34 protein-coding genes, 2 tRNA genes and 4 pseudogenes are annotated in these 24,481 nt (G+C 73.4%); 26 read left to right on the forward strand and 14 right to left on the reverse strand.

The annotated features are described in order from the left end of the window. Positions 1-18 precede the first annotated feature (18 nt). Positions 19-987 (reverse strand): cytosine permease, encoded by a 969-nt coding sequence (locus G5V59_RS27395; RefSeq protein ID WP_341351319.1) that lies wholly within the window; start codon positions 985-987, stop codon positions 19-21. Continuing rightward, entirely contained in the window at positions 876-1,769 is an 894-nt protein-coding gene (locus tag G5V59_RS27400) for a hypothetical protein (RefSeq protein WP_278258597.1), read from the reverse strand. Before G5V59_RS27400 ends, G5V59_RS27395 begins: the two co-directional genes overlap by 112 nt. Positions 1,770-1,881: 112 nt before the next feature. On the opposite strand from G5V59_RS27400, the gene G5V59_RS27405 reads away from it, so the two are divergent. Further along, positions 1,882-2,331, forward strand: coding sequence for a PucR family transcriptional regulator ligand-binding domain-containing protein (locus G5V59_RS27405; protein WP_278258598.1), 450 nt, complete (start codon positions 1,882-1,884; stop codon positions 2,329-2,331). Then, complete coding sequence (locus G5V59_RS27410) at positions 2,328-3,752, forward strand: hypothetical protein (protein WP_278258599.1); 1,425 nt, start codon at positions 2,328-2,330, stop codon at positions 3,750-3,752. The genes G5V59_RS27405 and G5V59_RS27410 overlap by 4 nt, the downstream gene beginning before the upstream one ends. Before the next feature lie 108 nt (positions 3,753-3,860). Here G5V59_RS27410 and G5V59_RS27415 read toward each other — a convergent pair whose 3' ends face one another. Together G5V59_RS27415 and G5V59_RS27420 are read right to left on the reverse strand one after the other, a co-directional pair. Then, the gene (locus G5V59_RS27415; protein WP_278260094.1) at positions 3,861-4,577 is read right to left on the reverse strand and encodes a glycoside hydrolase domain-containing protein; all 717 of its coding nucleotides are present in this window, start codon (positions 4,575-4,577) and stop codon (positions 3,861-3,863) included. Then, positions 4,517-4,861 carry a hypothetical protein gene (locus tag G5V59_RS27420; RefSeq protein WP_278260356.1) on the reverse strand — a complete coding sequence of 115 codons (345 nt, stop codon included), beginning with the start codon at positions 4,859-4,861 and terminating at the stop codon, positions 4,517-4,519. Before G5V59_RS27420 ends, G5V59_RS27415 begins: the two co-directional genes overlap by 61 nt. Before the next feature lie 123 nt (positions 4,862-4,984). Here G5V59_RS27420 and G5V59_RS27425 point away from each other — a divergent pair, with 123 nt between their 5' ends. The 7 genes and pseudogenes from G5V59_RS27425 (at position 4,985) to G5V59_RS27455 (ending at position 7,920) form a co-directional block, all read left to right on the forward strand. After that, positions 4,985-5,218: a hypothetical protein gene (locus G5V59_RS27425; RefSeq protein WP_278258600.1), complete on the forward strand. Its 234-nt coding sequence runs from the start codon at positions 4,985-4,987 to the stop codon at positions 5,216-5,218. Beyond that, on the forward strand, positions 5,215-5,469 hold the full coding sequence (locus G5V59_RS27430; protein ID WP_278258601.1) for a hypothetical protein: 255 nt from the start codon (positions 5,215-5,217) through the stop codon (positions 5,467-5,469). Before G5V59_RS27425 ends, G5V59_RS27430 begins: the two co-directional genes overlap by 4 nt. A 72-nt stretch (positions 5,470-5,541) precedes the next feature. After that, on the forward strand, positions 5,542-5,811 hold the full coding sequence (locus G5V59_RS27435) for a hypothetical protein (RefSeq protein ID WP_278258602.1): 270 nt from the start codon (positions 5,542-5,544) through the stop codon (positions 5,809-5,811). 60 nt (positions 5,812-5,871) lie between these two features. After that, a pseudogene (locus G5V59_RS27440) lies at positions 5,872-6,051 on the forward strand (AIR synthase related protein); the annotation flags it as partial. Continuing rightward, positions 6,040-7,242, forward strand: coding sequence for an AIR synthase-related protein (locus tag G5V59_RS27445; RefSeq protein WP_341351320.1), 1,203 nt, complete (start codon positions 6,040-6,042; stop codon positions 7,240-7,242). The pseudogene G5V59_RS27440 and the gene G5V59_RS27445, both read left to right, overlap by 12 nt. Beyond that, the gene (locus tag G5V59_RS27450; protein WP_278258603.1) at positions 7,239-7,403 is read left to right on the forward strand and encodes a hypothetical protein; all 165 of its coding nucleotides are present in this window, start codon (positions 7,239-7,241) and stop codon (positions 7,401-7,403) included. The genes G5V59_RS27445 and G5V59_RS27450 overlap by 4 nt, the downstream gene beginning before the upstream one ends. Then, positions 7,354-7,920, forward strand: coding sequence for an AIR synthase-related protein (locus G5V59_RS27455; RefSeq protein WP_278258604.1), 567 nt, complete (start codon positions 7,354-7,356; stop codon positions 7,918-7,920). Before G5V59_RS27450 ends, G5V59_RS27455 begins: the two co-directional genes overlap by 50 nt. Here G5V59_RS27455 and G5V59_RS27460 read toward each other — a convergent pair. Together G5V59_RS27460 and G5V59_RS27465 are read right to left on the reverse strand one after the other, a co-directional pair. Then, positions 7,851-8,480 carry a hypothetical protein gene (locus tag G5V59_RS27460; RefSeq protein ID WP_278258605.1) on the reverse strand — a complete coding sequence of 210 codons (630 nt, stop codon included), beginning with the start codon at positions 8,478-8,480 and terminating at the stop codon, positions 7,851-7,853. The genes G5V59_RS27455 and G5V59_RS27460 overlap by 70 nt on opposite strands. Then, positions 8,477-8,827, reverse strand: coding sequence for a hypothetical protein (locus tag G5V59_RS27465; RefSeq protein ID WP_278258606.1), 351 nt, complete (start codon positions 8,825-8,827; stop codon positions 8,477-8,479). Before G5V59_RS27465 ends, G5V59_RS27460 begins: the two co-directional genes overlap by 4 nt. Positions 8,828-9,045: 218 nt before the next feature. Between G5V59_RS27465 and G5V59_RS27470 the strand changes: the two genes are divergently transcribed. Both G5V59_RS27470 and G5V59_RS27475 read left to right on the forward strand, forming a co-directional pair. Continuing rightward, positions 9,046-9,357: a sterol carrier family protein gene (locus tag G5V59_RS27470; protein WP_278260096.1), complete on the forward strand. Its 312-nt coding sequence runs from the start codon at positions 9,046-9,048 to the stop codon at positions 9,355-9,357. A gap of 62 nt (positions 9,358-9,419) precedes the next feature. After that, on the forward strand, positions 9,420-9,617 hold the full coding sequence (locus G5V59_RS27475; protein ID WP_278258607.1) for a helix-turn-helix domain-containing protein: 198 nt from the start codon (positions 9,420-9,422) through the stop codon (positions 9,615-9,617). Here the strand turns inward: G5V59_RS27475 and G5V59_RS27480 are convergent. Then, positions 9,600-10,070, reverse strand: coding sequence for a hypothetical protein (locus tag G5V59_RS27480; RefSeq protein ID WP_278258608.1), 471 nt, complete (start codon positions 10,068-10,070; stop codon positions 9,600-9,602). The genes G5V59_RS27475 and G5V59_RS27480 overlap by 18 nt on opposite strands. Next, positions 10,067-10,840: a hypothetical protein gene (locus tag G5V59_RS27485; RefSeq protein ID WP_278258609.1), complete on the reverse strand. Its 774-nt coding sequence runs from the start codon at positions 10,838-10,840 to the stop codon at positions 10,067-10,069. Before G5V59_RS27485 ends, G5V59_RS27480 begins: the two co-directional genes overlap by 4 nt. Before the next feature lie 237 nt (positions 10,841-11,077). On the opposite strand from G5V59_RS27485, the gene G5V59_RS37825 reads away from it, so the two are divergent. The 7 genes and pseudogenes from G5V59_RS37825 (at position 11,078) to G5V59_RS27515 (ending at position 16,794) form a co-directional block, all read left to right on the forward strand. Continuing rightward, positions 11,078-11,524 (forward strand): M20/M25/M40 family metallo-hydrolase, encoded by a 447-nt coding sequence (locus G5V59_RS37825; protein WP_341351047.1) that lies wholly within the window; start codon positions 11,078-11,080, stop codon positions 11,522-11,524. Further along, positions 11,521-12,219, forward strand: coding sequence for a peptidase dimerization domain-containing protein (locus tag G5V59_RS37830; RefSeq protein WP_341351048.1), 699 nt, complete (start codon positions 11,521-11,523; stop codon positions 12,217-12,219). The genes G5V59_RS37825 and G5V59_RS37830 overlap by 4 nt, the downstream gene beginning before the upstream one ends. A gap of 269 nt (positions 12,220-12,488) precedes the next feature. Further along, positions 12,489-13,538, forward strand: a complete 1,050-nt coding sequence (locus G5V59_RS27495) for an FAD/NAD(P)-binding protein (RefSeq protein ID WP_278258610.1) — start codon at positions 12,489-12,491, stop codon at positions 13,536-13,538. Then, on the forward strand, positions 13,498-13,881 hold the full coding sequence (locus tag G5V59_RS27500; protein WP_278260357.1) for a hypothetical protein: 384 nt from the start codon (positions 13,498-13,500) through the stop codon (positions 13,879-13,881). The genes G5V59_RS27495 and G5V59_RS27500 overlap by 41 nt, the downstream gene beginning before the upstream one ends. 25 nt (positions 13,882-13,906) lie before the next feature. Beyond that, positions 13,907-15,285, forward strand: a pseudogene (gene purF / locus G5V59_RS27505) (amidophosphoribosyltransferase); the annotation flags it as partial. A gap of 117 nt (positions 15,286-15,402) precedes the next feature. Continuing rightward, positions 15,403-16,466, forward strand: a pseudogene (purM, locus tag G5V59_RS27510) (phosphoribosylformylglycinamidine cyclo-ligase). A gap of 142 nt (positions 16,467-16,608) precedes the next feature. Further along, the gene (locus G5V59_RS27515) at positions 16,609-16,794 is read left to right on the forward strand and encodes a DUF3073 domain-containing protein (protein WP_278258611.1); all 186 of its coding nucleotides are present in this window, start codon (positions 16,609-16,611) and stop codon (positions 16,792-16,794) included. Between the two features lie 12 nt (positions 16,795-16,806). Here G5V59_RS27515 and G5V59_RS27520 read toward each other — a convergent pair whose 3' ends face one another. The 3 genes from G5V59_RS27520 to G5V59_RS27530 are packed head-to-tail and all read right to left on the reverse strand — an operon-like array spanning position 16,807 to position 18,896. Next, positions 16,807-17,517, reverse strand: a complete 711-nt coding sequence (locus tag G5V59_RS27520) for a hypothetical protein (protein ID WP_278258612.1) — start codon at positions 17,515-17,517, stop codon at positions 16,807-16,809. A gap of 13 nt (positions 17,518-17,530) precedes the next feature. Beyond that, positions 17,531-18,187 (reverse strand): hypothetical protein, encoded by a 657-nt coding sequence (locus tag G5V59_RS27525; protein ID WP_278258613.1) that lies wholly within the window; start codon positions 18,185-18,187, stop codon positions 17,531-17,533. A gap of 34 nt (positions 18,188-18,221) precedes the next feature. Continuing rightward, positions 18,222-18,896 carry an SDR family oxidoreductase gene (locus G5V59_RS27530; RefSeq protein ID WP_278260097.1) on the reverse strand — a complete coding sequence of 225 codons (675 nt, stop codon included), beginning with the start codon at positions 18,894-18,896 and terminating at the stop codon, positions 18,222-18,224. 159 nt (positions 18,897-19,055) lie between these two features. Here G5V59_RS27530 and G5V59_RS27535 point away from each other — a divergent pair, with 159 nt between their 5' ends. Both G5V59_RS27535 and G5V59_RS27540 read left to right on the forward strand, forming a co-directional pair. Continuing rightward, positions 19,056-19,310 (forward strand): hypothetical protein, encoded by a 255-nt coding sequence (locus tag G5V59_RS27535; RefSeq protein ID WP_278258614.1) that lies wholly within the window; start codon positions 19,056-19,058, stop codon positions 19,308-19,310. Next, complete coding sequence (locus G5V59_RS27540) at positions 19,295-19,666, forward strand: hypothetical protein (protein WP_278258615.1); 372 nt, start codon at positions 19,295-19,297, stop codon at positions 19,664-19,666. Before G5V59_RS27535 ends, G5V59_RS27540 begins: the two co-directional genes overlap by 16 nt. On the opposite strand, the gene G5V59_RS27545 is transcribed toward G5V59_RS27540, so the two are convergent. Beyond that, entirely contained in the window at positions 19,657-20,046 is a 390-nt protein-coding gene (locus G5V59_RS27545) for a hypothetical protein (RefSeq protein WP_278258616.1), read from the reverse strand. The two genes, G5V59_RS27540 and G5V59_RS27545, sit on opposite strands and share 10 nt — an antisense overlap. Beyond that, entirely contained in the window at positions 20,037-20,819 is a 783-nt protein-coding gene (locus G5V59_RS27550; protein WP_278258617.1) for a sulfatase-like hydrolase/transferase, read from the reverse strand. Before G5V59_RS27550 ends, G5V59_RS27545 begins: the two co-directional genes overlap by 10 nt. Positions 20,820-20,929: 110 nt before the next feature. On the opposite strand from G5V59_RS27550, the gene G5V59_RS27555 reads away from it, so the two are divergent. From G5V59_RS27555 to G5V59_RS27570, 4 genes and pseudogenes are all read left to right on the forward strand, one after another. Further along, positions 20,930-21,094, forward strand: coding sequence for a hypothetical protein (locus tag G5V59_RS27555; RefSeq protein WP_278258618.1), 165 nt, complete (start codon positions 20,930-20,932; stop codon positions 21,092-21,094). Positions 21,095-21,153: 59 nt separating this feature from the next. Next, positions 21,154-21,387, forward strand: a complete 234-nt coding sequence (locus tag G5V59_RS27560) for an SUMF1/EgtB/PvdO family nonheme iron enzyme (RefSeq protein ID WP_278260098.1) — start codon at positions 21,154-21,156, stop codon at positions 21,385-21,387. Further along, positions 21,308-21,808: pseudogene (locus tag G5V59_RS27565) on the forward strand (SUMF1/EgtB/PvdO family nonheme iron enzyme); the annotation flags it as partial. The gene G5V59_RS27560 and the pseudogene G5V59_RS27565, both read left to right, overlap by 80 nt. Before the next feature lie 142 nt (positions 21,809-21,950). Then, on the forward strand, positions 21,951-22,058 hold the full coding sequence (locus G5V59_RS27570) for a hypothetical protein (protein ID WP_278260099.1): 108 nt from the start codon (positions 21,951-21,953) through the stop codon (positions 22,056-22,058). Positions 22,059-22,109: 51 nt separating this feature from the next. On the opposite strand, the gene G5V59_RS27575 is transcribed toward G5V59_RS27570, so the two are convergent. Then, positions 22,110-22,184: transfer RNA gene (locus G5V59_RS27575), tRNA-Phe, on the reverse strand. 134 nt (positions 22,185-22,318) lie between these two features. Between G5V59_RS27575 and G5V59_RS27580 the strand changes: the two genes are divergently transcribed. Next, positions 22,319-22,391: transfer RNA gene (locus tag G5V59_RS27580), tRNA-Glu, on the forward strand. A 34-nt stretch (positions 22,392-22,425) separates the two neighbouring features. After that, on the forward strand, positions 22,426-24,291 hold the full coding sequence (locus tag G5V59_RS37835) for a protein kinase (protein WP_341351049.1): 1,866 nt from the start codon (positions 22,426-22,428) through the stop codon (positions 24,289-24,291). Positions 24,292-24,481: the final 190 nt, after the last annotated feature.

Consider the following 24,481-nt stretch of genomic DNA (forward strand, 5'->3'; position numbering starts at 1 on the left):
CCCGATCAGCCCGCCCGATCAGCCCGCCGGGTCCAGTCGGCGGTTGAGCCCGGAGCGGCCCACGGCGTACGCGCCGACGGCGGCGAGGACCACTCCGATCACGGGCGGGATGCCGATCTCGGCCTCCTTCGCGACGTACGCCGCGGCGCTGGCGACGGCGTAGACCGCCAGGTTGGGGAGGTTGAGGGCGGGCAGCCGCTCGCCCTCGGGCATCCCTCCGCGCCACCGGGCCAGGTAGTCGCCGATGATCACCCCGCCCAGCGGCGGGATGAAGACGCCGAGCAGCACCAGGTAGTCCACGAGGTGGTTCTGCACGCCGACCAGGGCGAGCACGGTGCCGACGATCGAGCCGCCCACCACGAAGGGCGTCTTCGAGGGTTTCTCGAAGAGCTCGGCGCCCGCCACCCCGAAGGCGTACGCCGTGTCGGCGTTCGACTTCCACAGGTTGCCGAAGAGCAGCACCAGCCCCCAGGTGACCAGGCCGAGGTCGTAGAGGACGAGGACGAAGTCTCCTTGGCCGAAGGTCATCGCGCCGGTCGCGCCGAAGAAGATCATCAGCCCGTTGCCGATCAGGAAGCCGATCACGCAGGCGATCAGGGCCTGGTTGCCGGTGCGCGCGAAGCGGGTCCAGTTCGGCGCCTGGGTGCCGGCCGAGACGAAGGTGCCGACGACGGTGGTGATCGCGACGGCCGTGGTCATCGTGGCATTCGGCTGCACGTCGGCCAGGCCCGACCAGCCGCCGACCTCGTCGAGGGAGCGGAAGAGCACCCAGAAGGCGAGGATCAGGATGAGCGGGGTGGAGATCGCCGAGACCCAGTACATCCCGCGGTAGCCGTAGCAGGCGGTGAGGCACATCAGCACGCTCGTCGCGATCATCACCGCGGCGCGGGCGAGGTCGGACTCCCAGGAGAACGCCTGGGCGGTGAGGTCGCCGATGGTGCCGATGACGACGCCGTACCAGCCGATCTGGGTGCCGCCGAGCAGGATCGAGCCGAGTCTTGCTGCCCCGGTGGCCCAGGACGTACCGCGCCATGACGACCGTCGTCAGGCCGGTGTTGGCGCCGATCCAGCCGAGCAGCGCGACGTAGGTGCCGAGGACGAGCGAGCCGAGCAGGATCACCCGGACCAGGTCGCCGAGCGCGAACGCCGAGCCGAGCCTGCGCGCCGGCCAGCATGGTCGGGGTGAAGACGGTGAACCCGAGCAGCACGACCGCCAGCGAGAGGAACGACTTGCGCGCGTGCGCGGGGACCGGCGTGACCGGGTAGTCCGGGTCGACGACGGCCGTCTCGGGGCGGGCGGTGTCGGTCACGACTCCTCCCCGATGTCCTCGGCCCACAGACTCGGGCTTCTCCCGCATCATCGTCGCCATCAGCCTCCTTGCAGGCCGGGTCGTCGGCGACGTCGACCACGACGCCACGCGAGCGCAGCCACTCCTCGGAGGCCTGGAAGCCTGACGTTCTCGCCGACCACGATGCGCGGGATGTCGTAGAGGACCGAGGTGCCCGCGCACATGAAGCAGGGGGACAGGGTCGTGTAGAGCGTGCTCGCCCGGTAGACCTTCGCCGGCAGCCGGCCGGCGTTCTCGATGGCGTCGGTCTCGCCGTGCCGGATGGCCGAGCCGAGCCTGGACCCGGCGGTTGCGGCCGACGGCGAGCACCTCGCCCTGGTGCACGAGGACGGCGCCGATCGGGATGCCGCCCTCCTCCCACCCGGTGCGTGCCTGCTCGATCGCCAGGTCGAGATACCTGCGGTCGTGGTCGTCGATCATGGTGCCTCCGTCGGTGCCGGGTGTGTCGGGGCTCACACCACCAGAGGCGATGGCTGCCGACAAGGGACATACTGTCCGGCATGAACGGCGAACGTCCGGACGGACTGTCCTGATGGCGGCAACTCTTGCCGAGGTGCTGGCCCTCCCGTCGTTCCGCGCTGCCGGGACCGAGGTGCTGCACGGCGACCCCGAGAGCGTCCGGGTGCGCTGGGTGCACTCCTCGGAGGTCTTCGAGATGGGCTCGCTGCTCGCCGGTGGCGAGGTGCTGCTGACCTCCGGGCTCGGCCTGCACGGGCGCACCGCCGACCACCTGCAGGCCTACGTCGACCAGCCTGGCCGACGCGGGCGTCGCGGCCATCGGTCTCGAGGTGGGCCGCACCTTCTTCGCCGTGCCGGAGCCGATCGTCGAGGCGGCGCTGCGCCGCGACGTACCGGTGCTGGTGTTCCACCGGGTGGTGCCCTTCGAGCGGATGGTCGAGGACTTCCACGAGCCTGCTGGTACGACGCAAGGTCGAGGCCGGCACGGGGGACGCGGGCTGGCGCACGCTCACCCAGGTGGTGATCGAGGGACGCGGCCTGCGCGCGCTGCTCGACGAGACCTCGCGCCTGGCGGGCTGCGCGGTCGAGCCTGCGCGACCCCGAGGGGCAGACCGTCGAGCGCAGCCGGATCGCCTCGGTGAGCGGCGATGCCGGCGTCGGCTCCAGGTCCGCGGCGAGGCGGGCGTGCACGGCACGCTGCGTCTCCTCGGTGCCGCCACCACCCACCGGCAGCGGGTCGCCGACGCGGCCGGTGCCGCGGTCGCGCTGGAGCTCGGCCGGGGGACCGGTGGCGGGCACCGGCCCGGGCCCGCCCAGTCGCTGGTCGCCGACCTCGCCGCGGGAGTCGTGGTCTCGCGCGCGGACGTGCTGCACCGGCTCGTCGACCTCGGCTGGCCGCCCCTGGAGGGTCGTCACCTCGTCGTCGCGGCGATCGAGGTCGACGCCGCGGTCCCGGTCACCGACGCGGTCGCGGCCACCGAGCGGGTGCTGGGCCACGAGGGCGGCGTGCTCGTCGGCACCGCCGCCGGGCACGTGGTCCTCGTCCAGCGAGGCGGTCGCCGCGCCGTGCCCACCCAGGTCCGCGAGGACCTGGCCGCGGCGGCCGGACGGCTCGCGGCCGAGCTCCCCGGCCGGGTCCTGGTCGGGGCGACCACGCCCGTCGCCGATCCGGGCGACCTCGCCGCCGCGGTGGGCCGGGCGCGCCAGGTGGTCCGGGCCGCGCGGCGCTCGGGGCGTCGTACGGGAGTGGTGATGGAGCGCGACGTCGCGGCGCACCGGCTGGTCACCCGGGCGATCGACCCGCAGGTGCTCAGCGAGTTCGTCCACGAGCAGATCGGGCCGCTCGTCGACCACGACCGGGAGCACCGCAGCGAGACTGCTGCGCACCCTGGACGCCTACCTCGCGTGCTCGCTGTCGAAGGCGCGCACCGCCGACCTGCTCGGCCTGCGCCGCCAGTCGCTCTACGACCGGCTCGCCCGGATCGAGCGGCTGCTCGGGGTCTCCCTGGACGAGGCCGACCACCGCACCGGGCTGGGCCTGGCGCTGCTCGGCTGGCGGATGCGCACCGGGCTCGACCCGCAGGTCGGCTTCGGCGGCTGAGCGCTCAGTACCGCCCGGTCTGCAGCCTTCAGCCAGGTCGCCGTGTTGATGATGTTGTACGACGAGACGCCGACCTGGCGGCGGTAGTAGCCCGCGTGCGCGGCCATCGCCGCGTCGTAGACACCGGTGATCTGGACGTTGCGCGAGGGCATCGCGACGCGCATCGCGCGCTGCACGCGGCGGACGTAGAGCCCCGCCGAGCCGTACTTCAGCACCGGGCGGGCGCCCGCGGTGAGCAGGGTGATCCAGTCGCGGTTGCCCCAGGTCGAGTCTGGCGGCGAACCCGCGGCGGCGCTGCCAGGTGTAGACCGCGCGCCGGGTGGTCAGGTCGTAGACCCCGTTGATCTTGCCGGTGTAGGCCTTGACCTCGGCCATCAGGCACTGCATCGCCTTCACCGACGCCACCGGGGGCTTGTACGACGCCGTCGGCATCTTCAGCGTGGCGTAGGTCGTCAGGTCGACCGGGACGCCGCCGCAGTGCACCTCGCGGCCGGGCACCATGCCGGCGCCGAGCCTCGAGGAAGTTGCGGTCGATGTTGATCGTGACGCCGCCCCAGGTCTCGTTGTGCCCGCCCTGGTACTGCTTGATCCGGCGGCCCGGGGTCCACGCCGTCGGGGCGAGGTACGACGAGCCTGACGCTGGTGTTCGCGGCGCCGTCCCAGCGCGCGATCCACAGCGTGTCCGGGTAGGTGAAGGTGGTGGGGTACTTCGCCTTGAAGTCGTTGACCATCTTGATGCCCGAGCCGGCGCTGGAGTAGTAGCCCGACTTGTAGCCGAGGGCGTGCAGCCGGACGGTCCAGGAGTCCAGGAAGCGGATCGCCGAGGCCTTGCAGGTGGCGTTGGTGATGTCGAAGGCCTCGAGGTCGTAGAACAGCGTGCTGCCCTGGGTGATGCCGAGGGCGCGGGAGGCGACCACCGCGCGGTCCGCCTCGATGCGGCCCTGGTTGCGGGCGGTGGCGTAGCCGTTGGCGTTGTTCGCGCTGATCTTGGGGTCGATCGCGGCGCCGTACTTGGGGTAGCGGGTCGAGCAGGCTGGCCTGTGGGCCGAGCGTGATCGGCAGCAAGCTGCCAGCCGCGGGCGAGCCTGGGTGCTCACCCAGGTCGCGGTCAGGTTGGGCTGGCTGCGGCAGGCGCGCGAGGCCCCGGAGATGTAGATGCCGACGGCCAGGAACGGCGAGTCTCTCCATCCAGGCGTCCATCTTCGCCTGGGTGGGCGCGAGGCACTGGTCGAAGCCGTACCCCTTGAAGTGGGTGGCCGGCGTGGGCCGGTTGGTGCTCGTCGCGGTGAGGTCCACCGGGTCGTCGGTGGGTGCCTCCGGGGCGCCCAGCAGGGTGATCGCGAGCACTGCCGCGAGGGCGGCCGCGAACACTGCGGACAGGGGTGCGAACCGGGCAGACATGGCGGAGGAACTCCAGGGGAAGGCGGGGCGGACCGTGGCGAAGCCACGTCACGATAACCACAACATTCACACCCGTAACAGTGGTCGGGGTGAACTACAACGGTGTAGTTATCGGAACCCCGCAAATCCTTGCGGCAAGCGGCATTCCGGCCGGACGGGCGGGGTTCTCACCGGCATGCGCCCCCCGTTGATCAAGCCGCCCGGAGCAGGAACCTCGATCGAGGCGATGGGCCTCCCGCACCTGTTCAAGCCTGACCGCCGCCGAGACCGGTGGGCTGGTCTCGGTGGAGGAGTTCACCCTCGGCGCCGGTGCGCTGGGCGCCCGCCCCCACGTCCACGAGCGGCACGACGAGCACTTCTACGTCGTCCGCGGCGAGACTCACCTTCCACACCGGCACCGAGGAGGTGAGCGCCGGTGCGGGCACCCTGGTCGCCGCGCTCCGCGGCTGCGCGCACGGCTTCCGCAACGCCGGCGACGCCCCGGCGACGGCGATCTGCCTCTACACGCCGGGCGGCTACGAGGAGTTCTTCGCCGACCTGCACCGTGCCGTCGCGGAGGGCGCGGAGCCCACGCCGGAGCCTGATGGCAGAGTTCCGCAGCCGCTACCACAGCCTACACCCTGTGACCGCGCGGTCAGCACGGCGCACCCGGGCGGATAGGATTGCGCCCCGTGGCCGACACCGCTTCCGCACCCGTTCGCTCCGCTCTCGACACGGTCGCCGTCGCGGCCGGTGACCCCGGCCGCGAGCAGCCCTGGTCCGAGCCTGGGCCTCAAGGCCGACGAGTACGAGCGGATCCGCGAGATCCTCGGCCGCCGGCCCACCGGCGCGGGAGCCTCGCGATGTACTCGGTCATGTGGAGCGAGCACTGCTCCTACAAGTCCTCCAAGGTGCACCTGCGCCAGTTCGGCGAGATCCCCCAGGAGACGCCCATCGGCCCGATGCTCGCGGGCATCGGCGAGAACGCCGGCGTCATCGACATCGGCCAGGGCTACGCCGTGAGCCTTCAAGGTCGAGTCCCACAACCACCCGTCGTACGTCGAGCCGTACCAGGGTGCCGCGACCGGTGTCGGCGGCATCGTCCGCGACATCATCGCGATGGGCGCGCGCCCGGTCGCGGTCGTCGACCCGCTGCGCTTCGGCCCCCTCGACGCCGACGACACCCACCGCGTGCTGCCCGGGATCGTCGCGGGCGTCGGCGGCTACGGCAACTGCCTGGGCCTGCCCAACATCGGTGGCGAGGCCGTCTTCGACGCGACCTACCTCGGCAACCCGCTCGTCAACGCCGGCTGCATCGGCGTGCTGCGCCACGAGGACCTGCACCTGGCCAAGGCGTCCGGCGAGGGCAACCTCGTCGTGCTCTACGGCGCGCGCACCGGCGGCGACGGCATCGGCGGCGTGTCCGTCCTGGCCTCGGAGACCTTCGACGCCGACGGTCCCGCCAAGCGACCGAGCGTCCAGGTGGGCGACCCGTTCATGGAGAAGCTTGCTCATCGAGTGCACCCTCGAGCCTGTTCCAGGCCGGCGTCGTCGCCGGCATCCAGGACCTCGGCGGTGCGGGCCTGTCCTGCGCGACCTCCGAGCCTGGCCTCCGCCGGCGACGGCGGCATGTTCGTCCACCTCGACAAGGTGCCGCTGCGCGACTCGACGCTCTCGCCCGAGGAGATCCTCATGAGCGAGAGCCAGGAGCGGATGATGGCGGTCGTCGAGCCCGGCGACATCGACGCCTTCCTCGCGATCACCACCAAGTGGGACGTCGAGGCCGCGGTCATCGGCGAGGTCACCGAGACCGGCCGCCTGGTGATCGACTGGCACGGCGAGACCGTCGTCGACGTGCCCCCGCGGACGGTGGCGCACGACGGCCCCGTCTACGAGCGGCCCTTCGCCCGCCCCGAGTGGCAGGACGCGCTGCAGGCCGACGGTGCCGAGGCACTGGCCCGGCCGAGCACGGGCGAGGAGCCTGCGCGAGACCCTGCTCCGCCTGGTGGCCAGCCCGAACCTGTGCGACAAGTCGTGGATCACCGACCAGTACGACCGCTACGTGCAGGGCAACACCGTCCTCGCCCAGCCCGCCGACTCCGGCATGGTGCGCGTCGACGAGGAGACCCACCTCGGGGTGTCCATCGCCACCGACTGCAACGGCCGCTTCGCCAAGGCTCGACCCCTACGCCGGCGCGCAGGCTCGCGCTCGCCGAGGCCTATCGCAACGTCGCCACCGGCGGTGCGCTCCCCGCTGGCCGTGAGCGACTGCCTCAACTTCGGCTCCCCCGAGGACCCGGCCGTGATGTGGCAGTTCGCCGAGGCCTGCCGCGGGCTCAAGGACGCCTGCCTGGAGCCTGGGCATCCCGGTCACCGGCGGCAACGTCAGCCTCTACAACCAGACCGGCGAGACGGCGATCCTGCCGACCCCGGTCGTCGCGGTGCTCGGCGTGATCGAGGACGTGCGGCGCCGTACCCCCTCGCACTTCCAGGCCGCCGGCGAGACGGTCGTGCTGCTCGGCACCACCCGCGAGGAGCCTGTCCGGCTCGGAGTGGGCGCACGTCGTGCACGGCCACCTCGGCGGCCGCCCGCCTGCCGTGGACCTCGCCGCTGAGCAACGCCTGGCCCGGCTGCTGCAGGACCTGGTCGGCGTCGCCACCAGCGCGCACGACCTCTCCGACGGCGGTCTGGCGCAGGCGCTCGCCGAGGCCTCCATCGTCAGCGGGACCGGTGCCACGGTCCGGCTCGACGGCGACGCCTTCGTCGGCCTCTTCGCCGAGTCCGCCGCGCGGGCGATCGTCACCGTGCCGGCCGGCGCGGTCGAGGAGCCTCCGCGTGCTGGCGAGCCGCCACGACGTGCCGCTCGCCGAGATCGGTACGACGGGCGGCGAGGCCCTCGTCGTCGAGGGCGCCTTCGAGGTGCCCCTGGAGGAGCCTGCGGACCGCCTGGTCCGCCACCCTGCCGGAGGCGCTGGGCCGCTGAGCCTCAGCCCAGCCTTGATGACGGCCTTGTTGGTCAGCGTCAGGGTGTCGCGGCCCGAGCCGCCGCCCCAGACGCTGCTCAGCGCCAGGCTCGTAGGTCTGGTCCATCCGCAGCGTGCCCCGGGACTTCTCGGGCACGCCGAAGATGAGGTGGTAGACCTTCACGCACCCGCCCTGCTCCGGGTCCGGGCAGGAGGTCAGCGCCTTGTCCTCGATCACCTTCGCCGGCTTGGCCTTGCCGAGGGTGAACGTCGAGTCGATCGAGGTCGCGACGTAGATCGCGCCCGACTTGAGGTCGTCGGAGAGCAGGTCGTAGCGGCGCAACGTCGTGCTGAGCGTGACCACGAGCCAGGTCTTGCCGTCGTCGGCCCACCTGCCGCCGGCGTAGGGGATGGTGGCGGTCGGGGTGATGTTGCGGCTGTAGTCGGGCAGCCGCGAGTGCGTGATCGACAGACTTGAACTTGCTGTCGGTGGTGCAGGAGGCGGTGCGGTCCTTGCGCGGCTTGAGCCTGTACAGCGGGGCGGCCTTGCCCTCGGTGCGCTTGCCGGTCGCGAGGACCACGGTCTGCTTCACGCCGTCGAAGTCGACCGACAGCGCGGCGTCCTCGCCGTCGCCGGAGACCAGCGTGTAGAACGACTCCGCGCCCTCGCCGGTCGCCTCCGGCGCCGGGAGCCGGTACGACGCCTTGTCGGCCACCAGGTCGATCACCGGGTTGGCCTGGGTGTCGAGGTAGTCGGTGTAGTCGCCGAAGGTCCCCGCGTCGTACTGCCAGGTGATCGGGATGAACGTGCTGCCCGCCGGCGCCTCGACCGCCTGCAGGCTGCCGGGTGTCGTCCGCGGCCAGCCTTGGTCGTCGGCTTGCCCGCGCTGATCTCCAGCCGCCCGATCGGGAGCGCGACGGTCGACGCCGTGCCGCCCTCGATGAACTGGTCGTCGGCCCGCGCGTCCACCAGGTCGCCCACCTTGATGCCCCCGTCGTCGCCACCGCAGGCGGCGAGGGCGGGCAGGAGCACGAGCAGCCCGAAGCAGGCGGCGGCGGAACGGCGGAGCAGCATGGGGTCATTGTGGCAGTGCGGGCACGGGCGCCGCGGCGGGTTCGGGGAGACCGCCGATAACCTGGCGTCGATGCCCGCTCGCCTCAAGCCCGCCGACCCCGCCGCCGTCGCCACCGCCCTCACCCGGGTGGACGAGGGCAGTGCGGAGCGGGCCGACCTCAAGCCTGCTCGTCAAGCACTTCCTGGCCCTGCTGGAGACCCGTGCGCCGGGTCGTTCGGTGGAGGTCCGGGTGCCGCCGTACGCCGCGGTGCAGGTCGTCGAGGGCGTCCGGCACACCCGGGGCACACCACCCGCCGTCGTGGAGACCGACGCGGCGACCTGGATCGCGGTCGCGACCGGGGAGCCTGGCCTGGCTCGACGCGGTGGCGGCGGGGCGGGTGAGCGCCAGCGGGGAACGGACCGACCTGACGCGGTACCTGCCCCTGGGCCCGTAGGATCGGGGTGTGGCAGATGCGGACGGGCACCCCGACCTCGACGAGTTCGAGTTCTCGGCCGTCCTCAACGCGCTCGGCGACGACAACCGCCGTGAGGTGATCGCCCAGGCTCGCCGCGCTGCCGGCCGGGAGCGAGCAGTTCTGCAGCGACTTCGGGATGCCGTGGGCGCCGTCGACGCGCACCTACCACTTCCGGGTGCTCCGCAAGGCCGGGTTGATCTGGCAGCGCGACGTGGGCAACGGCCGGATGACCCGGCTGCGCCGCGACGACCTCGACCGTGTCTTCCCCGGCCTGCTCGACTCGATCCTCGCCTCCCAGCGCTCCGACTCGCAGCGATCAGCGGTCGGCCGCTGATCGACGCCCGGCGAGCGCGATCGCCAGCGTCAGCACGACGAGCAGGGCCACCAGCGCGCCGACGGTCGTCGCGAACGCCTCTCGGTAGACCGCCGGGTGCCCGAACTGGCCGGCGGCCGTCTCGGCCGCCGGGTCGCCGCTGAGCCGGGTCCCGACGGCGAGCGAGAGCACGGCCGCGTAGCCCGCGACGAAGACCGCCTCGCTGCCGATGCGGAAGAAGTTGAGGAGGCCGGCCGCCGTACCGGCGCGGTGGGCGGGGACGACGGACAGCGCATGGCCGTCGACCAGGCCGACCGGAAGTCCGAAGCCGAGGCCGACCAGCACCATCGGCAGCAGGATCCAGGCGACCGAGCGGTCCGGCGCGAGGAGCAGCATCCCGAGATCGCCCAGCAGCAGTGCGGCCAGGCTCAGGCCGACCACCCGGCCCACGGTGACTCCCCCGAAGCGCGTCACCAGCCTGAGCCACGGCCAGCGGCGCCACCAGCACCGGCACCGTCATGGCGAGCATGAGCAGGCCGGCGTGGCCGGCGGAGACGTCGCGCACCCCGCTCAGCGCGGAGGGCAGGTAGGTCAGCAGGGTGACGAAGCCGATCGCGCCGGCGACAGGCACCAGGCACATCACCAGGAACTCCCGGTTGCGCAGCAGGCCGAGATCCAGGACCGGGCCGGCCGCCGCAGCGCGGCCCGGTGCCTCGGGCAGGAGCCGGGACCCGAGGGCCGCCGCGGCGAGCACGATCGCGTGCAGGAGGAAGACCCCGCGCCAGTCGACGGCGGCGACGAGGGCGCCGGAGAGGGTCGGGCCCAGGGCCAGGCCGAGCCCGTTGACGGTGCCGAAGACCGCGAACGCATGGGTACGCCGTGCGCCGTCGTAGGCGTGGGAGAGCAGGGAGGTCGAGCCGGTGAGGACGGCCGCGGCGCCGATCCCGGCGACGATGCGGGCGAGGTCGAGCAGGAGCAGGCTCGGGGCGGCCGCGCTGGCGACGCTGCCGAGGGTCACCAGGGCCGCCCCCGCGGTGAAGACACGGCGATGACCGACCCGGTCGCCGACCGCGCCCCAGGCGACCGTGGCGAGGGCGAAGGCCAGGTTGAAGCCGTTGACCACGCCCTGCAGCGCGACCGGGTGGGCGCCGAGGTCCTCGGAGACGAGGGGCAGGGCGATCGCGGTGCCGGCGATGGCGGTGGGCGTGACGAACTGGGCGGCGAGCACGACCGGGAGCGTCCAACGGCTCGGGGCGGCGTGCGCGGAGAGGCGGGTCTCGGTGGCGGACATATAGGTACTATAAACATCGTATCTACGAAGATTGTCGTACTACCGGCCGCGAGGCGGAGCGCCGCGTGCTCGTCCTCTAGGTTGGGATCCATGACCGGACCTGTCACCACCGCCGACCTGCGTACGCGTCTCGCCGAGTCTCCTGCCGGGCGTCCGATCGGACCTCGAGGCCCTCGTCCGCATCCAGTCCGTGAGCGCCGATCCCGCCCGCCGTGAGGACGTCGAGGAGAGCGCTCGCGCCACCGCCGCACTGTTCGCCGCCGAGGGGGTGGACGTCGAGATCGTGCGTGCGTACGACGGAGCGCCGCCCGCCGTGATCGGTGAGAAGAAGGGCCCCGAGGGCGCACCGACCGTGCTGCTCTACGCCCATCACGACGTGCAGCCCGAGAACGACCACGCCGAGTGGGACAGCCCGCCGTGGGAGCCGACCGAGCGTGACGGCCGGCTCTACGCCCGCGGTGCCGCCGACGACAAGGCCGGGATCGCGACCCACGTCGCGGCGCTGCGCGCGTTCGGCGACGAGCCTGCCCGTGACCGTCCGGATCTTCATCGAGGGCGAGGAGGAGGTCGGCTCCGACACCCTGCCCGAGCCTGCTCAAGGCCTACCAGGACCGGCTCGCCGCCGACGTCATCGTGATCGCCGACTCCGGCAACTGGGACATCGGCGTCCCGGCCCTCACCACCTCGCTGCGCGGCCTGGTCCGCGTCGATGTCGAGGTCCGCACCCTCACCCACGCCGTGCACTCCGGCATGTGGGGCGGCCTGGTCCCCGACGCGCTGATCACGCTGTCGCGGCTGATCGCCAGCCTGCACGACGACCGCGGCAACGTCGCCGTCGAGGGCTTGCACTCCGGCCCGGCCGCCGACGTGGACTACCCCGAGGAGCGGCTGCGCGCCGAGTCCGGTGCCGCGCCCGGCGCCGAGTGGATCGGCGAGGGCTCCGCGGTCGAGCGGCTGTGGACCAAGCCCGCGCTGAGCATCACCGGCCTGGACGCGCCCAAGGTCGACGGCGCCTCCAACACCCTCGTCCCCGCCGCCCGCGCCCGGATCTCGCTCCGCGTCGCGCCCGGTGACACCACCGAGAACGCCCTCGCCGCGCTCCAGCGCCACCTCGAGGCGCACGTGCCGTGGGGTGCCGAGCCTGACCGCGACGGTCGTCGACACCGGGGAGGCGACCCAGATCGAGGCCACCGGGCCGGCGTACGACGCCGCGCGGGCCGCGTTCGCCGAGGCCTGGGACGGCACCGCGCCGGTCGACATGGGCGTCGGCGGGTCCATCCCGTTCATCGCGGAGTTCCTCGAGAGCCTTCCCCGCGGCCTCGGTCCTGGTGACCGGCGTCGAGGACCCCGACACCCGCGCGCACGGCCCGAACGAGGGCCTGCACCTGGCGGAGTTCGAGAAGGTGCTGCTCGCCGAGGCGCTGCTGCTGCGCAATCTCGGCGGCTGACTCGGGGTTTCCCACCCGCGAGTTGGCACTTCCCACCCGTGACTTGGCACTTCCCACCCGTGACTTGGCACAAGTCGCGGGTGGAAACCCACAACTCGCGGGTGGGAACCCACAACTCAACCCAATGTCGAGTGATGCCCTAGACTTTGTGCTATGACGCTGACCGAGAACCGCGGACCCGTGGCCGAGCGCACCCGGGTGGCGGTGATCGGCGGCGGCGCGAGCGGTGTGCTGACCGCGATCAACCTCCTGGTGCGCTCCGACGACCCTGCGCTCGAGGTCGTCGTCCACGAGGCCAGCGGGATCGTGGGGCGGGGGATCGCCTACGGCACCAACGACCAGCGGCACCTGCTCAACGTGCGCGCGCGGCACATGAGCGCCTTCCCCGACTCGCCCTCGGACCTGCTCGACTGGGCCCTGCGGACCGGGCGGAGCAGCGACCCGCAGGGCTTCCTGCCGCGCGCGGACTACGCGATCTACCTCCAGGACCGGCTCGCCGACGTCGCCGACGACCGGCTCCGGGTGCGGGCCGGTCGGGTGCTCGACGTGGTGCCGGCCGCCGACGGCTTCGAGATCGTCACCGAGCGCTCGCGCTCCACCGCCGACGCGGTCGTGCTCTGCCACGGCAACCAGCCGCCGCGCCCGCTGACCGTGGCGGCCACCGGCGAGGCGCTGCCCGAGGCGCCCTGGCACGTCGCCAACCCGTGGCAGGCTCGCCCGTCTGCGGGCGCTGCCCGCCGAGGCCAGGATCGTCGTGGTGGGCACCGGCCTGACCGCGGTCGACACCGTCATCACGCTGCTGGAGGACGGCCCGGACCGCGAGGTCACCATGCTCAGCCGCCACGGCCTGCTGCCCAAGCCGCACGTCGGCCAGGCCCACACCGCCTGGGTCACCAAGGTGCCCGAGGGGCCGGTCACCGCCGACGCGATCGCCGAGGCCGTCACCGAGGAGTGCAGGGCCGCCGCCGAGCGCGGGGTCGGCTGGCGCGCGGTCGTCGACGGTCTGCGCCCGGCCACGCAGGACCTGTGGCGCCGGCTGCCGCTCGCCGAGCGCCGGCGCTTCCTGGAGGTCTACGCCCGCGACTGGGAGGTACGACGCCACCGGATGGCGCCCGACGTCGCGCTCCGGCTGCAGCGCTACCGCTACGAGGGCCGCCTGCACGTGCGCCCCGGGACCCTGGAGACCGTCACCGACCTCGGTGAGCGCTGCCGGGTGACCTCCGGTGCCGAGACCCTGGAGGTCGATGCCGTGGTCAACTGCACCGGCCCCCTCTCCGACGTACGACGCAGCGCGGACCCGCTCATCCAGGCGCTGCTGGCCCGCGGCACGGTCGCCCCCGACCCGCTCGCGCTCGGTCTCGACGCGACCCCCGAGGGCCAGGTGCTCGACGCGTCCGGGCAGCCGGTCCCGGGCCTCCACCTGGTGGGCCCGCCGCGCAAGGGGACGCTGTGGGAGTCCACCGCCATCCCCGAGATCCGGGCCCAGGCGGCCCAGGTCGCGGCGACCGTGGTGGAGCGCACGTCTCGCCGCAGCCTCGCGAACTGAGGCCTGCGAGCACTTCGCCGGTAGGCTGGAAGCCGTGTGCGGAGTCTTCGGCGTCTGGGCCCCGGGTGAGGATGTCGCCAAGCCTGACCTACTTCGGTCTGTACTCGCTGCAGCACCGCGGGCAGGAGTCGGCCGGCATCTCGGTCAGCAACGGCCGGCAGATCCTCGTCTACAAGGACATGGGACTGGTCTCCCAGGTCTTCGACGAGAACGCGCTGGCGTCGTTCACCGGCCACCTCGCGGTCGGCCACTGCCGCTACTCCACGACCGGGTCGAGCACCTGGCAGAACGCCCAGCCGACGTTCCGGCCCACCGAGGACGGCTCGATCGCGCTCGGCCACAACGGCAACCTGATCAACACCGCCGCGCTCGCGCAGATGGTGCAGCAGACTGCCCAGTGACGAGGGCGAGTCTCGACATCCACGCCCGCAACCTCGAGGCCTCCACCAACGACACCAGCCTGGTCACCGCGCTGCTGGCGCACCACCCCGACCAGTCCCTGGAGTCGCGCGCGCTGGAGCCTGCTGCCGCAGGTCGAGGGCGCCTTCGTCTTCGTCTTCATGAACGAGAACACCCTGTACGCCGCGCGCGACCCCGAGGGCATCCGGCCGCTCGTGCTCGGCCGGCTCGACCGCGGCTGGGTCGTGGCCAGCGAGTCCGCCGCGCTGGCCACCATCGGCGCCAGCGTCGTCCGCGAGGTCGAGCCCGGTGAGCCTGCTCGTCATCGACGAGGACGGCCTGCGCTCGCACAAGTTCGCCGAGCCGCGCCGCAAGGGCTGCGTGTTCGAGTACGTCTACCTCGCCCGCCCCGACGCCGCCATCGCCGGGCGCAGCGTGCACGAGGCCCGGGTCGAGATGGGCCGCCAGCCGGCCCGGGAGTTCCCGGTCGAGGCCGACCTGGTGATCCCCGTCCCTGAGTCCGGTACGCCGGCCGCGTCCGGCTACGCGCTGGAGAGCGGGATCCCGTTCGGCCAGGGCTTCGTCAAGAACGCCTACGTCGGGCGGACCTTCATCCAGCCCAGCCAGACCCTGCGCCAGGCTCGGCATCCGGCTCAAGCTCAACGCCCTGGAGCACATGATCCGCGGCAAGCGGATCGTGGTGGTCGACGACTCGATCGTGCGCGGCAACACCCAGCGCGCCCAGGTCCGGATGCTCCGCGAGGCCGGTGCCCTGGAGGTCCACGTCCGGATCTCCAGCCCACCGGTGAAGTGGCCGTGCTTCTACGGCATCGACTTCGCCACCCGCGCCGAGCCTGATCGCCAACGGCCTCGATGTCGACGAGATCGCCGCCAGCGTGGGCGCCGACAGCCTCGGCTACATCTCCCTCGACGGCATGATCGAGGCGACCGGCCAGCCGCAGAGCCAGCCTGTGCACGGCCTGCTTCACCGGCGACTACCCGATCGAGCCTGCCCGACGAGAGCCTGCTCGGCAAGCACCTGCTGGAGGCGACGCTCTCGCCGAGCACGCACGGCGAGGCCCTTCCCGTCTTCAACAACCCGTGAGCGAACCAAGGGGAACCGTGGCTGAGAACGCCTATGCCCGTGCCGGCGTCGACATCGAGGCCGCGGACCGCGCCGTCGACCTGATGAAGGAGTGGGTCGAGAAGTCCCGTCGGCCCGAGGTGCTGGGTGGCCTCGGCGGCTTCGCCGGCCTCTTCGACGCGAGCGCCCTGACGGCGTACCAGCGCCCGCTGCTGGCCACCTCCACCGACGGCGTGGGCACCAAGGTCGCCGTCGCGCAGCCTGATGGACAAGCACGACACGATCGGCTTCGACCTGGTCGGCATGGTCGTCGACGACCTGGTCGTGTGCGGCGCGGAGCCGCTGTTCATGACCGACTACATCGCCACCGGCAAGGTCGTCCCCGAGCGGATCGCGGCGATCGTCAAGGGCATCGCCGAGGCGTGCGTGGAGGCCGGCTGCGCGCTGGTCGGCGGCGAGACCGCCGAGCACCCGGGCCTGCTCGCCCCCGACGAGTACGACGTCGCCGGCGCCACGACCGGTGTCGTCGAGGCCGATGCGCTGCTCGGCCCGGGCCGGGTCCGTCCCGGTGACGTCGTGATCGCGATGGCGGCCAGTGGCCTGCACTCCAACGGCTACCCCTGGCCCGTCACGTCTTCTTCACCCAGGCCGGCTGGACCGTGGACCGCCAGGTCGAGGAGGCTCGGGCGGACCCTCGGCGAGGAGCCTGCTGGAGCCGACCCGGCTCTACACCAAGCCCTGCCTGGCGATCGCCCGCGAGACCGAGACGCACGCGATGGCGCACGTCACCGGCGGCGGCCTGGCCAACAACCTGGCCCGGGTGATGCCGCCGGAGCTCAAGGCCACCCTGGACCGCGGCACCTGGACGCCGGGCCCGGTCTTCGACCTGGTCCGCCAGGTCGGCGAGGTCGCCCAGCCCGACCTCGAGGCCACCTTGAACTGCGGCGTCGGCATGGTCGCGCTGGTCGCGCCGGACGCCGCCGACGCGGTGCTCGCCCGGCTCGGGGACTTCGGGATCGACTCCTGGGCCGCCGGCGAGGTCGGCGTCGATCCGGAGCAGCAGGGCACCGTCGAGCTGGTCGGCCAGCACCCCGGTTGGTGACCTGGGTCTCCCGCCCCGCGTTTCGGGTGGGCTGGCGTGCGGGAACACCCACCGGCCATGTACCGTTAGGCCCACGAGACTCTGATTCAGCAGTCCGGGGCCCGGAGGGTTCCCGGCCAAGTGTGCGAGGGGGCTGGACCCTATGGGCCGCGGCCGAGCGAAAGCCAAGCAGACCAAGGTCGCACGCGACCTGAAGTACCGCACTCACGACACCGATCTCTCGGCGTTGGCCGCTGAGCTCCACGGGGAGCCGGCGAGCCGCACCGAGGAGGTCGAGCCTGAGGTGCTCGAGAAGTGGTCGGACTACGCCGACCCGAGCGATCGGTAGGCACGACGCGCTTCACTGCGCCTCGTGCATGACGATCACGTCGCCGTGGGTCCCGTAACCCGCGAGCGCACCTCCTGACGGCGTACCGTCGAAGGTCACCAGCCGCCACCGGTCACCCGGGACGGCCGGGTCCGGCGGGACCACGGTGGGCCACGGCAGGTTCGAGGGGTACGGCGCGTCCACGGTGCCGATCTCACGCAGGTCGAGGTCGAGCACCGGGAACCGTCCGCGCCGTCCGCGGGGGCCGTCCCGGCCGTCGCTGGCGAGCACCCGCCACGCGGCGCCGTCGTGGTGCAGCGTGGTGCCCTCGGTCGCCGTACGGCCGGTCGCGGAGGCACGCAGCGTGAGCGCGTCCAGTGACGGGCCGCTCGCGAGCACCGGGTGGAAGTCGAAGAACCGCCGGGCGCTGACGTAGCCGACCAGCCAGGTGTCCCCGTCGCGGACCAGGTGCGGGTCCCAGACGCCGACGCTCGGGCCGTCGGTGGGCAGGTCGAGCGCACGCGTGGCCAGCAGGTGCTGGCCGCGGGTGAGGTCGGCGCTCGTCTCGGCCAGCGTCACGGCCACCCGGGCGTCCCGGCGCGCCCGCTTGTCGGCCGGGAAGTCTGACCAGGTGCTGGTGGCGACCAGCCAGCGCCCGCCGTCGCGGACCACGTGGGTCGCGTGGTCGCCGTAGCCCCCGGGCCGACCGGGTCGTTGGAAGTACAGCACGGCACCGCGCCGCATCCCCCCTTGTGCGTCAAGAGTCCACAACGAGGTGTGTGCCGTGCCGAAGAACCCTGGTCCCGCGCTGGTCGCCGACAGCAGCACCGACCCGTCCGCGGTGCGGTACGCCGAGCCGTCGGCCTCCGTCACCAGCCTGATGTCGCGCAGCCCCAGCCTGCCCGAACGTCCCCGCCCGCCAGGCGGTCACCGCGCCGGGCTCCGCCGAGGACCACGACGCGGTCAGCCCGGCCAGCCACTCCGGGGAGCGGACGTGGCCTCCGGCCAGGTCCACCCGGGCGCGGAGCACCCAGGAGCCGGCCTCGAAGGTCAGCGCCGAGACGTGCGTCCCGGTGAGCGCGAGCGCCAGGCGGCCCGGCGAGCGCCGGGTCCTGCCGTGGCGCCGGCTGCGGTGGACCGTCTCGGCCGCGCCCGAGCGGATCGTGATCCGGACCCGGCCCTGGTCGAGGACCGCGGAGAAGCCTGGGAGCCGTCCGGTCCTGCCAGGCTCGCGGTGGTGCCGCCGCCGCGGCCCGCGAGCGACAGACTCGACCGCCGCGAACGGCGCCAGCAGGGGCAGCGCGGCGGTGCTCGACTGCTGAGCCCGCGGGTCGTCGTACCGCTCGGCGACGAGGGGTGTCCCGACGATCTCGACCGGGCGGTGGCGCGCGACGATCGCGAAGCGGGGCAGCACCCGCGCAGCGTCTCACGCGGGTGCCGCCGGGGGGTCAGGAGGCGGCGTACCCGCCGTCGACCAGGTGGTAGCTGCCCGTGACGAAGGTGGCGGCGTCGGAGACCAGGAAGGCGACGAGCGCGGCGACCTCCTCCGGCGTGCCGAGGCGGCCGGTGGCGTGCTTGTCCGCGAGCGCCTGCTGGGTCGCGGCGTCGAGGTTGGCCTCCAGCAGGGGCGTGGCGATGAAGCCGGGACCGACCGCGGTGACCCGCACGCCCTGGGCGCTGTGCTCGAGGGCGGCGTTCTTGGTGAGGCCGAGCAGGCCGTGCTTGGCGGTGACGTACGCCGAGGAGCCGGCGATGCCGACCGAGCCGAGCACCGAGGCCATGTTGACGATCGCGCCGCCGCCGTGGGCGGCCATCGCGGGGACCTGCGCGCGCACGCCGTAGAAGACGGCGTTGAGGTTGATGTCGACGACCTTGCGCCACGAGTCGATCGGGTACTCCCCGACGGGCGCGTTGGCGCCGCCGATGCCGGCGTTGTTGACGGCGATCCGCAGCGGGGCGAGCTCCTCGGCGGCCGCGACCATCGCGGTCGCGGTGTCCGGGTCGCCGACGTCGCCGACGAAGGGCGCGGCGGTGCCGCCGGCGGCGGTGATCGCCGCGACGACGCTCTGCGCGGCGGCGGCGTCGATGTCGGCGACGAGCACGGACGCGTCGTTCGCGGCCAGCGAACTCGGCGACCGCCCGGCCGATGCCGGAGCCGCCTCCGGTGACGATGGCGGAGCGGTCTGCTACGTCGTAGGTGGCCATGTTTCCTACCTCCTGAGTTCTGTCCGACAAGTGTCGGATAGGGGTCTAACCTACAGATGTCGGATAACATTCCACGGGTGGACCCCCGCCAGCAGCGCAGCCGCGCGCTCCTGCACGACGCGGTGCTCCGCCCGGCCGCCGAGCGCCCGGTCGCGGAGATCTCGATGACCGCCGTCGCCGCCGCGGCCGGGGTGCACCGCTCGACCGTCTACGAGCACGCGGGCTCCGTCGACGAGCCTGCTGCAGGCCGCGCTCGGCGCCGAGCCTGGACGACCTGCGTGCCGGGCTCCCCGCCGCCGGCGCCCCGCCCGAGGAGGTGGCCCGCTCGGTGACCGCGGTGACCCGCGGGGTGCTGGAGCACGTGGCCCGGCACGCGGCGATCTACCGGGCCGGTCTCGCCGACGGCGAGACCGACCACGGGCTGCGCGGGATGCTCGGGCGGCACTTCCGCGAGAGCGGGCGGATCCTGCGGGAGGTGTCCGGGGTCGACGTGGCGCTCGACGTACCGGGCCTGGAGCACGCGTACGTCGCCGACGCCGCCGCCCGCTTCATCGCCGACGGCACGGTCGGCGTGATCGCGGCCTGGCTGGAGCAGCCGGACCCGGACGTCGAGGAGCTCCTCGCGCTCTACGGCCGGCTGCTCCCGCCGTGGTGGCCGCGGGACCTGGGCGGCCCCGCTCAGGCGTAGGCGAGCAGGCTCGCGTCGACCTTCTCCCACGCGGTGCGCAGTGCCGCGAGGTCGGCGGGCTGCTTCTTGGCCAGGTCCGCCTGCTCGCGGGAGTCGGCCGCGAGGTCGTAGAGGTGGTCGGTGCCGCTCAGCCGCACGTACTTCAGGTCGCCGCGGCGCAGCGCCCGGCCGCTCCGGGTGCGCCAGAACAGGTCGCGCTCGGGGACGTCCTCGCCCTCGAAGAGGTGGCCGACCAGGCTGGTCCCGTCGAGCGGGTACGACGGGTCCGGCCGCGCGCCGCCGGTCTCGAGGAAGGTCGCGGTCCAGTCGGTCGTGGTGACCGGGGTGTCGTCCACCTGCCGCTTCTCGATCCGGCCCGGCCACGACAGGATCACCGGCACCCGGATCCCGCCCTCGTTGACGCCGGCCTTGTTGCCGGTGAAGGGCCAGTTGTAGGCTGAACCGCTCGCCGCCGTTGTCGCTGGCGAAGAGCACGATCGTGTCCCGGTCCTGGCCGGTGCGGCGCAGCTCGGCGAGCACCTTGCCGATCGAGCGATCGAGGTGCTCGACGAGCTCCTTGTACTTGGCCAGCGAGCCGCCGTCGTTGTGGAACAGCGCCTGGGTGTCGCCGCCCCGCAGTCGCGCCGTGAGACTCGTCGCTGACCGCCTTGTCGCCCGGCCCCTCCCAGGGCCAGTGCGGGGCGGTGAAGTTGAGGTTGAACAGCCACGGCCGGTGCTCCCGCGCCCCGGCGCGGATCACCGCAGTGGCCTTCTCGGTGAGGATGTCGGTGTAGTAGCGCGGGTCCTCGACCCGGGTCTCGCCGTCGTAGAGGTCGTAGAGGCCGTTGTGGGCGTACTTGCTGAAGTAGTCGAGGCCACCGGAGTAGTTGCCGTAGAAGGTGTCCCACCCGGACTTGAGCGGCCCGAACGTCGGCAGGAAGCCGCCGTGCCACTTGCCGACCATGTGCGTGGAGTACCCCGCCCCCTTGAGCAGCGAGGCGAGGGTGGGGTGCGAGGGCGGGATCCCGTCGCGGTCGTTGGCTCGGCCGATCGGCTCCTGCAGGCCGCCGGGGATCCGGCCCGGGTGACGGCCGGTGTAGAGCGCGATCCGGGTGGGCGAGCAGACCGCGCCCGCGGAGTAGCCCTGGGTGAAGCGCACGCCCGAGGCGGCCAACGCGTCCAGGTGCGGGGTCTCGATGTCGGGGGAGCCGTAGGAGGCTCAGGTCCGCGGCGCCGAGGTCGTCGGCGAGGATGACGAGGATGTTGGGACGCGGCCGGCGGCCCTTGCTCGCGATCGCGCGGAACGGCTGCTCGGCGGACGCCGCGCTCGCGCCGGCGCCGACCACGGCGGCGGCACCGAGAACGCCGACGGCGGCGCCGGCGAGACCGCGGCGGGAGAGGCCGGAGGGCGTGGTGGACTGGTCGGGCATGGGGGAGCCTCCTGCATAGTGGACAAAGCCTGTCGAGATAATAGGTTTCAGTCGTACGACGGAGAGGAGGTGTCCACCATGGGACGCGCCGACAGCACGCGCCGGACCGCACGCGGGGTCCTGGTGCCCGGCGGTGCCGCCACCATCGGCAGCGAGGACGCCTACCCGGAGGAGCGGCCCGTCCGCCGGGTCGAGGTGCCGGACCTGTGGGTCGACGAGCACCCCGTCACCAATGCCGAGTTCCGCCGCTTCGTCGCCGACACCGGCCACGTCACCCTCGCCGAGTCTGCCCCCGCCGCCCGTCCCCGGTGAGCGCCTCGACGAGCTCGAGCCCGGCTCCCTCGTCTTCACCCCGCCCGCCGGTCCGGTCCCGCTCGACGACTGGCGCCGCTGGTGGGCCTGGGTCCCCGGCGCCGACTGGCGCCACCCCGCCGGCCCCGGGAGCACGCTCGACGGGCGCGACAAGCACCCCGTCGTCCACGTCGCGCACGTCGACGCCCTCGCCTACGCCGCCTGGGCGGGCAAGCGGCTCGCGACCGAGGCCGAGTGGGAGCACGCGGCGCAGGCGGGTGCCACCACGACGTACCCGTGGGGGAGGAGCCTGGAGCCGCGCGGCCGGCCGATGGCCAACACCTTCCGTGGCGACTTCCCCTGGCGCCACGACGACCCCCGCGGTGCCGGTACGACGCCCGTCGGCTCCTTCCGCCCCAACGCGTTCGGCCCGGTCGACATGATCGGCAACGTCTGGGAGTGGACCTCCTCGCCCTGGACCGACGACCACGGCGCCGCGCCGCTGGCGATGGTGGCGAGCTTGCTGCGCCCCCAGCGGCCCCGCCGCCGAGGAGACCCGCGCGGTCACCAAGGGCGGCTCGCACCTGTGCGCACCGTCGTACTGCCGGCGCTACCGCGCCAGCGCGCGGCAGGGGCAGGCGCTCGAGAGCAGCACCGGTCACCTCGGCTTCCGCTGCGTGCGCGACGCCTGAGCCGGGACGCACGAAGGGCCCCGCAGCGTGCTGCGGGGCCCTTCGTCGCTGTGGCCAGGGGCGGGGTCGAACCGCCGACCTACCGATTTTCAGTCGGTCGCTCGTACCAACTGAGTTTACCTGGCCAGGCAGTCGCACACCTTACTAGAGCCCGCCGGTTCTCACGAAAGCGGAGGCACCTTCGCGATCCGGATGGGCGCGCGGCCGCGGCGGCGCACTATGCTGGCCCGGCTGTCGTGGGCCTGGTCCGGCGACGGCGGGCCCCCATCGTCTAGCGGCCCAGGACACCGCCCTTTCACGGCGGGTACGCCGGTTCGAATCCGGTTGGGGGTGCTCCCACCGGCGTGACGCGAGAGCGAGGACGGGGATGGCGGGTGAGGTCTCGGGCGGCGACCCGCACGCCGACCGCGCCTGGATGCCGGCCGAGCCGGCCCCGGCGGGCCCACCGCCGGCGGCGGAGTCCCTGGCCGGCTACACCGACCTGGTCGAGATCGGCCGCGGTGGCGAGAGCGTGGTCTATCGGGCGCGGGACACCCGGCTGAACCGGGACGTCGCGATCAAGGTGCTCCTCGTGGACGACGCGACGACGGTGTCCCGCTTCGAGCGCGAGGTCGAGATCACCGTCGACCTCGGCCGGCAGCACCCCAACATCATGACCGTCCTGGCGACCGGTACGACGGACTCGGGACGCCCGGCGATCGTGATGGACCACTACGAGCGCGGCTCGCTGGACCACCGGCTGCACGAGTCCGGCCCGGTCCCGGCGCCGGACGTGGTCGCGATCGGCACCGTGCTGGCCGACGCGCTCTCCTTCGCCCACGCCCACGGGGTGCTGCACCGCGACGTGAAGCCGCAGAACGTGATGGTGCTGCCCACGTCGTACGTCCTCGGGGACTTCGGGATCGCCCGGCTCGCGGGCTCGGAGCACACCGCCTCGGCGGAGCGCTTCACCTACCGCCACGCGTCGCCGCAGATCCTCGACGGGCACCCCCCGACGGTGGCCGACGACATCTGGTCGCTCGGCTCCACCCTGTTCACCCTGCTCGACGGGCGGCCGCCGTTCGCCGCCGACGACCCGGACGACGACACGGCGCTGGCGTACCTGCGCCGGGCCCGGACCGAGCCGCACCGCCCGCTCGCGGTGACCGACGCGAACGCCGGGCTGGTCGCGGTGGTCGAGCGGGCCCTGCGCAAGGACCCCGCCGAGCGCTGGCCGGACGCGGCGGCGATGCGCGACGCGCTGGAGGACCTGCGTGCGTCGCTGCGCGCCTGGGCGCCCGAGGCCGGGCCGGTCGCACCTGCGCCGCGTCCCGTTCGCCGCGACGACACCGCCGAGCGGCCCCGGCCCGCCGAGCCGGTGCCCGCGCCGGTCGCCGAGCCCGGCCCGGTCGCGCTGTCGGTCCTCTCCCACGCCCCCGGTACGGCGCTCGAGCGAGATGCCGAGCCGACTGCCTCCGGCCGCGGCGAGGGCAACGGGGACCCGGGCTCGGAGGTGCTGCCGGGCGACGACGGCCCGCGGCCTCGCAAGCGGCGGATCGCGCTCTACCTCGGCATCGTGGCGACCATCGTCGGCGTCACGCTCGGCATCGCCGCCCAGGCGCTGCGCAGCGACGGCGAGGACCCGCCGCAGCGCCGCGACAGCGGCTCGACGGCCCTGCCGACGCTCGACCCGACCGCGGGCGGCACCGTGCAGCCGCCGAAGTACAACCCCGCGATCAGCCCGGTGCTGCGCCGCCTCGACGACGACGGCACGTCCCTCACCCTGACCTGGGCCGACCGCACCGGGGGCGAGGCGTCGTTCACCGTGGTGCAGACCCGGCCGGTGCGGGCGATCCTCGGCCAGCCTGCTCGCCGCAGGTACCACGTCGTACACCATCACCGGGGTCGACCCGGACGCCAAGGACCTCTGCTACACCGTCATCGCGACGACGCTGGACGGGGAGCTCGCCGCGGCGAAGGCGCCGCGCTGCCGCCCCTGAGCAGCGGACGGGGGTCGAAGGGCCACCACAGCCGCCGCCACGCCGGGACGGTACGACGCGCCGCGCGCCGCACCACGGCCAGCGCCGCCGGTGCCGGGCCGCGCTCCGGGGCCGGGTCCGGGCCGAAGGCCGCGTGCTCCGCGGCGTGGGCCAGCGGCACCACCTCGGGTGTCCCGGAACCGGCGCGGGCCCGCTCGGCGACCTGGCTCGCGGACTCGTGCCGTCCCGCCGGCCGGCCGGCGAGCACCAGGTAGTCGAGCACCTCCGCCCACGCGCCCCGCGCACCCCCACGGCGCTGCCGCAGCGAGCGCAGCCCGCGCGCGAGTGCCAGCGCGAGGAAGGGCAGCACCAGGCCGGCGACGGCGAGCGGCCACCACGGCAGCGCGGTGCCTCCGCCACCGGAGGCGCCCGGCTGGTCGGTGGTGGGCTGCTGCGGCTCCGGGG

This window comes from Nocardioides convexus, from assembly GCF_011090295.1.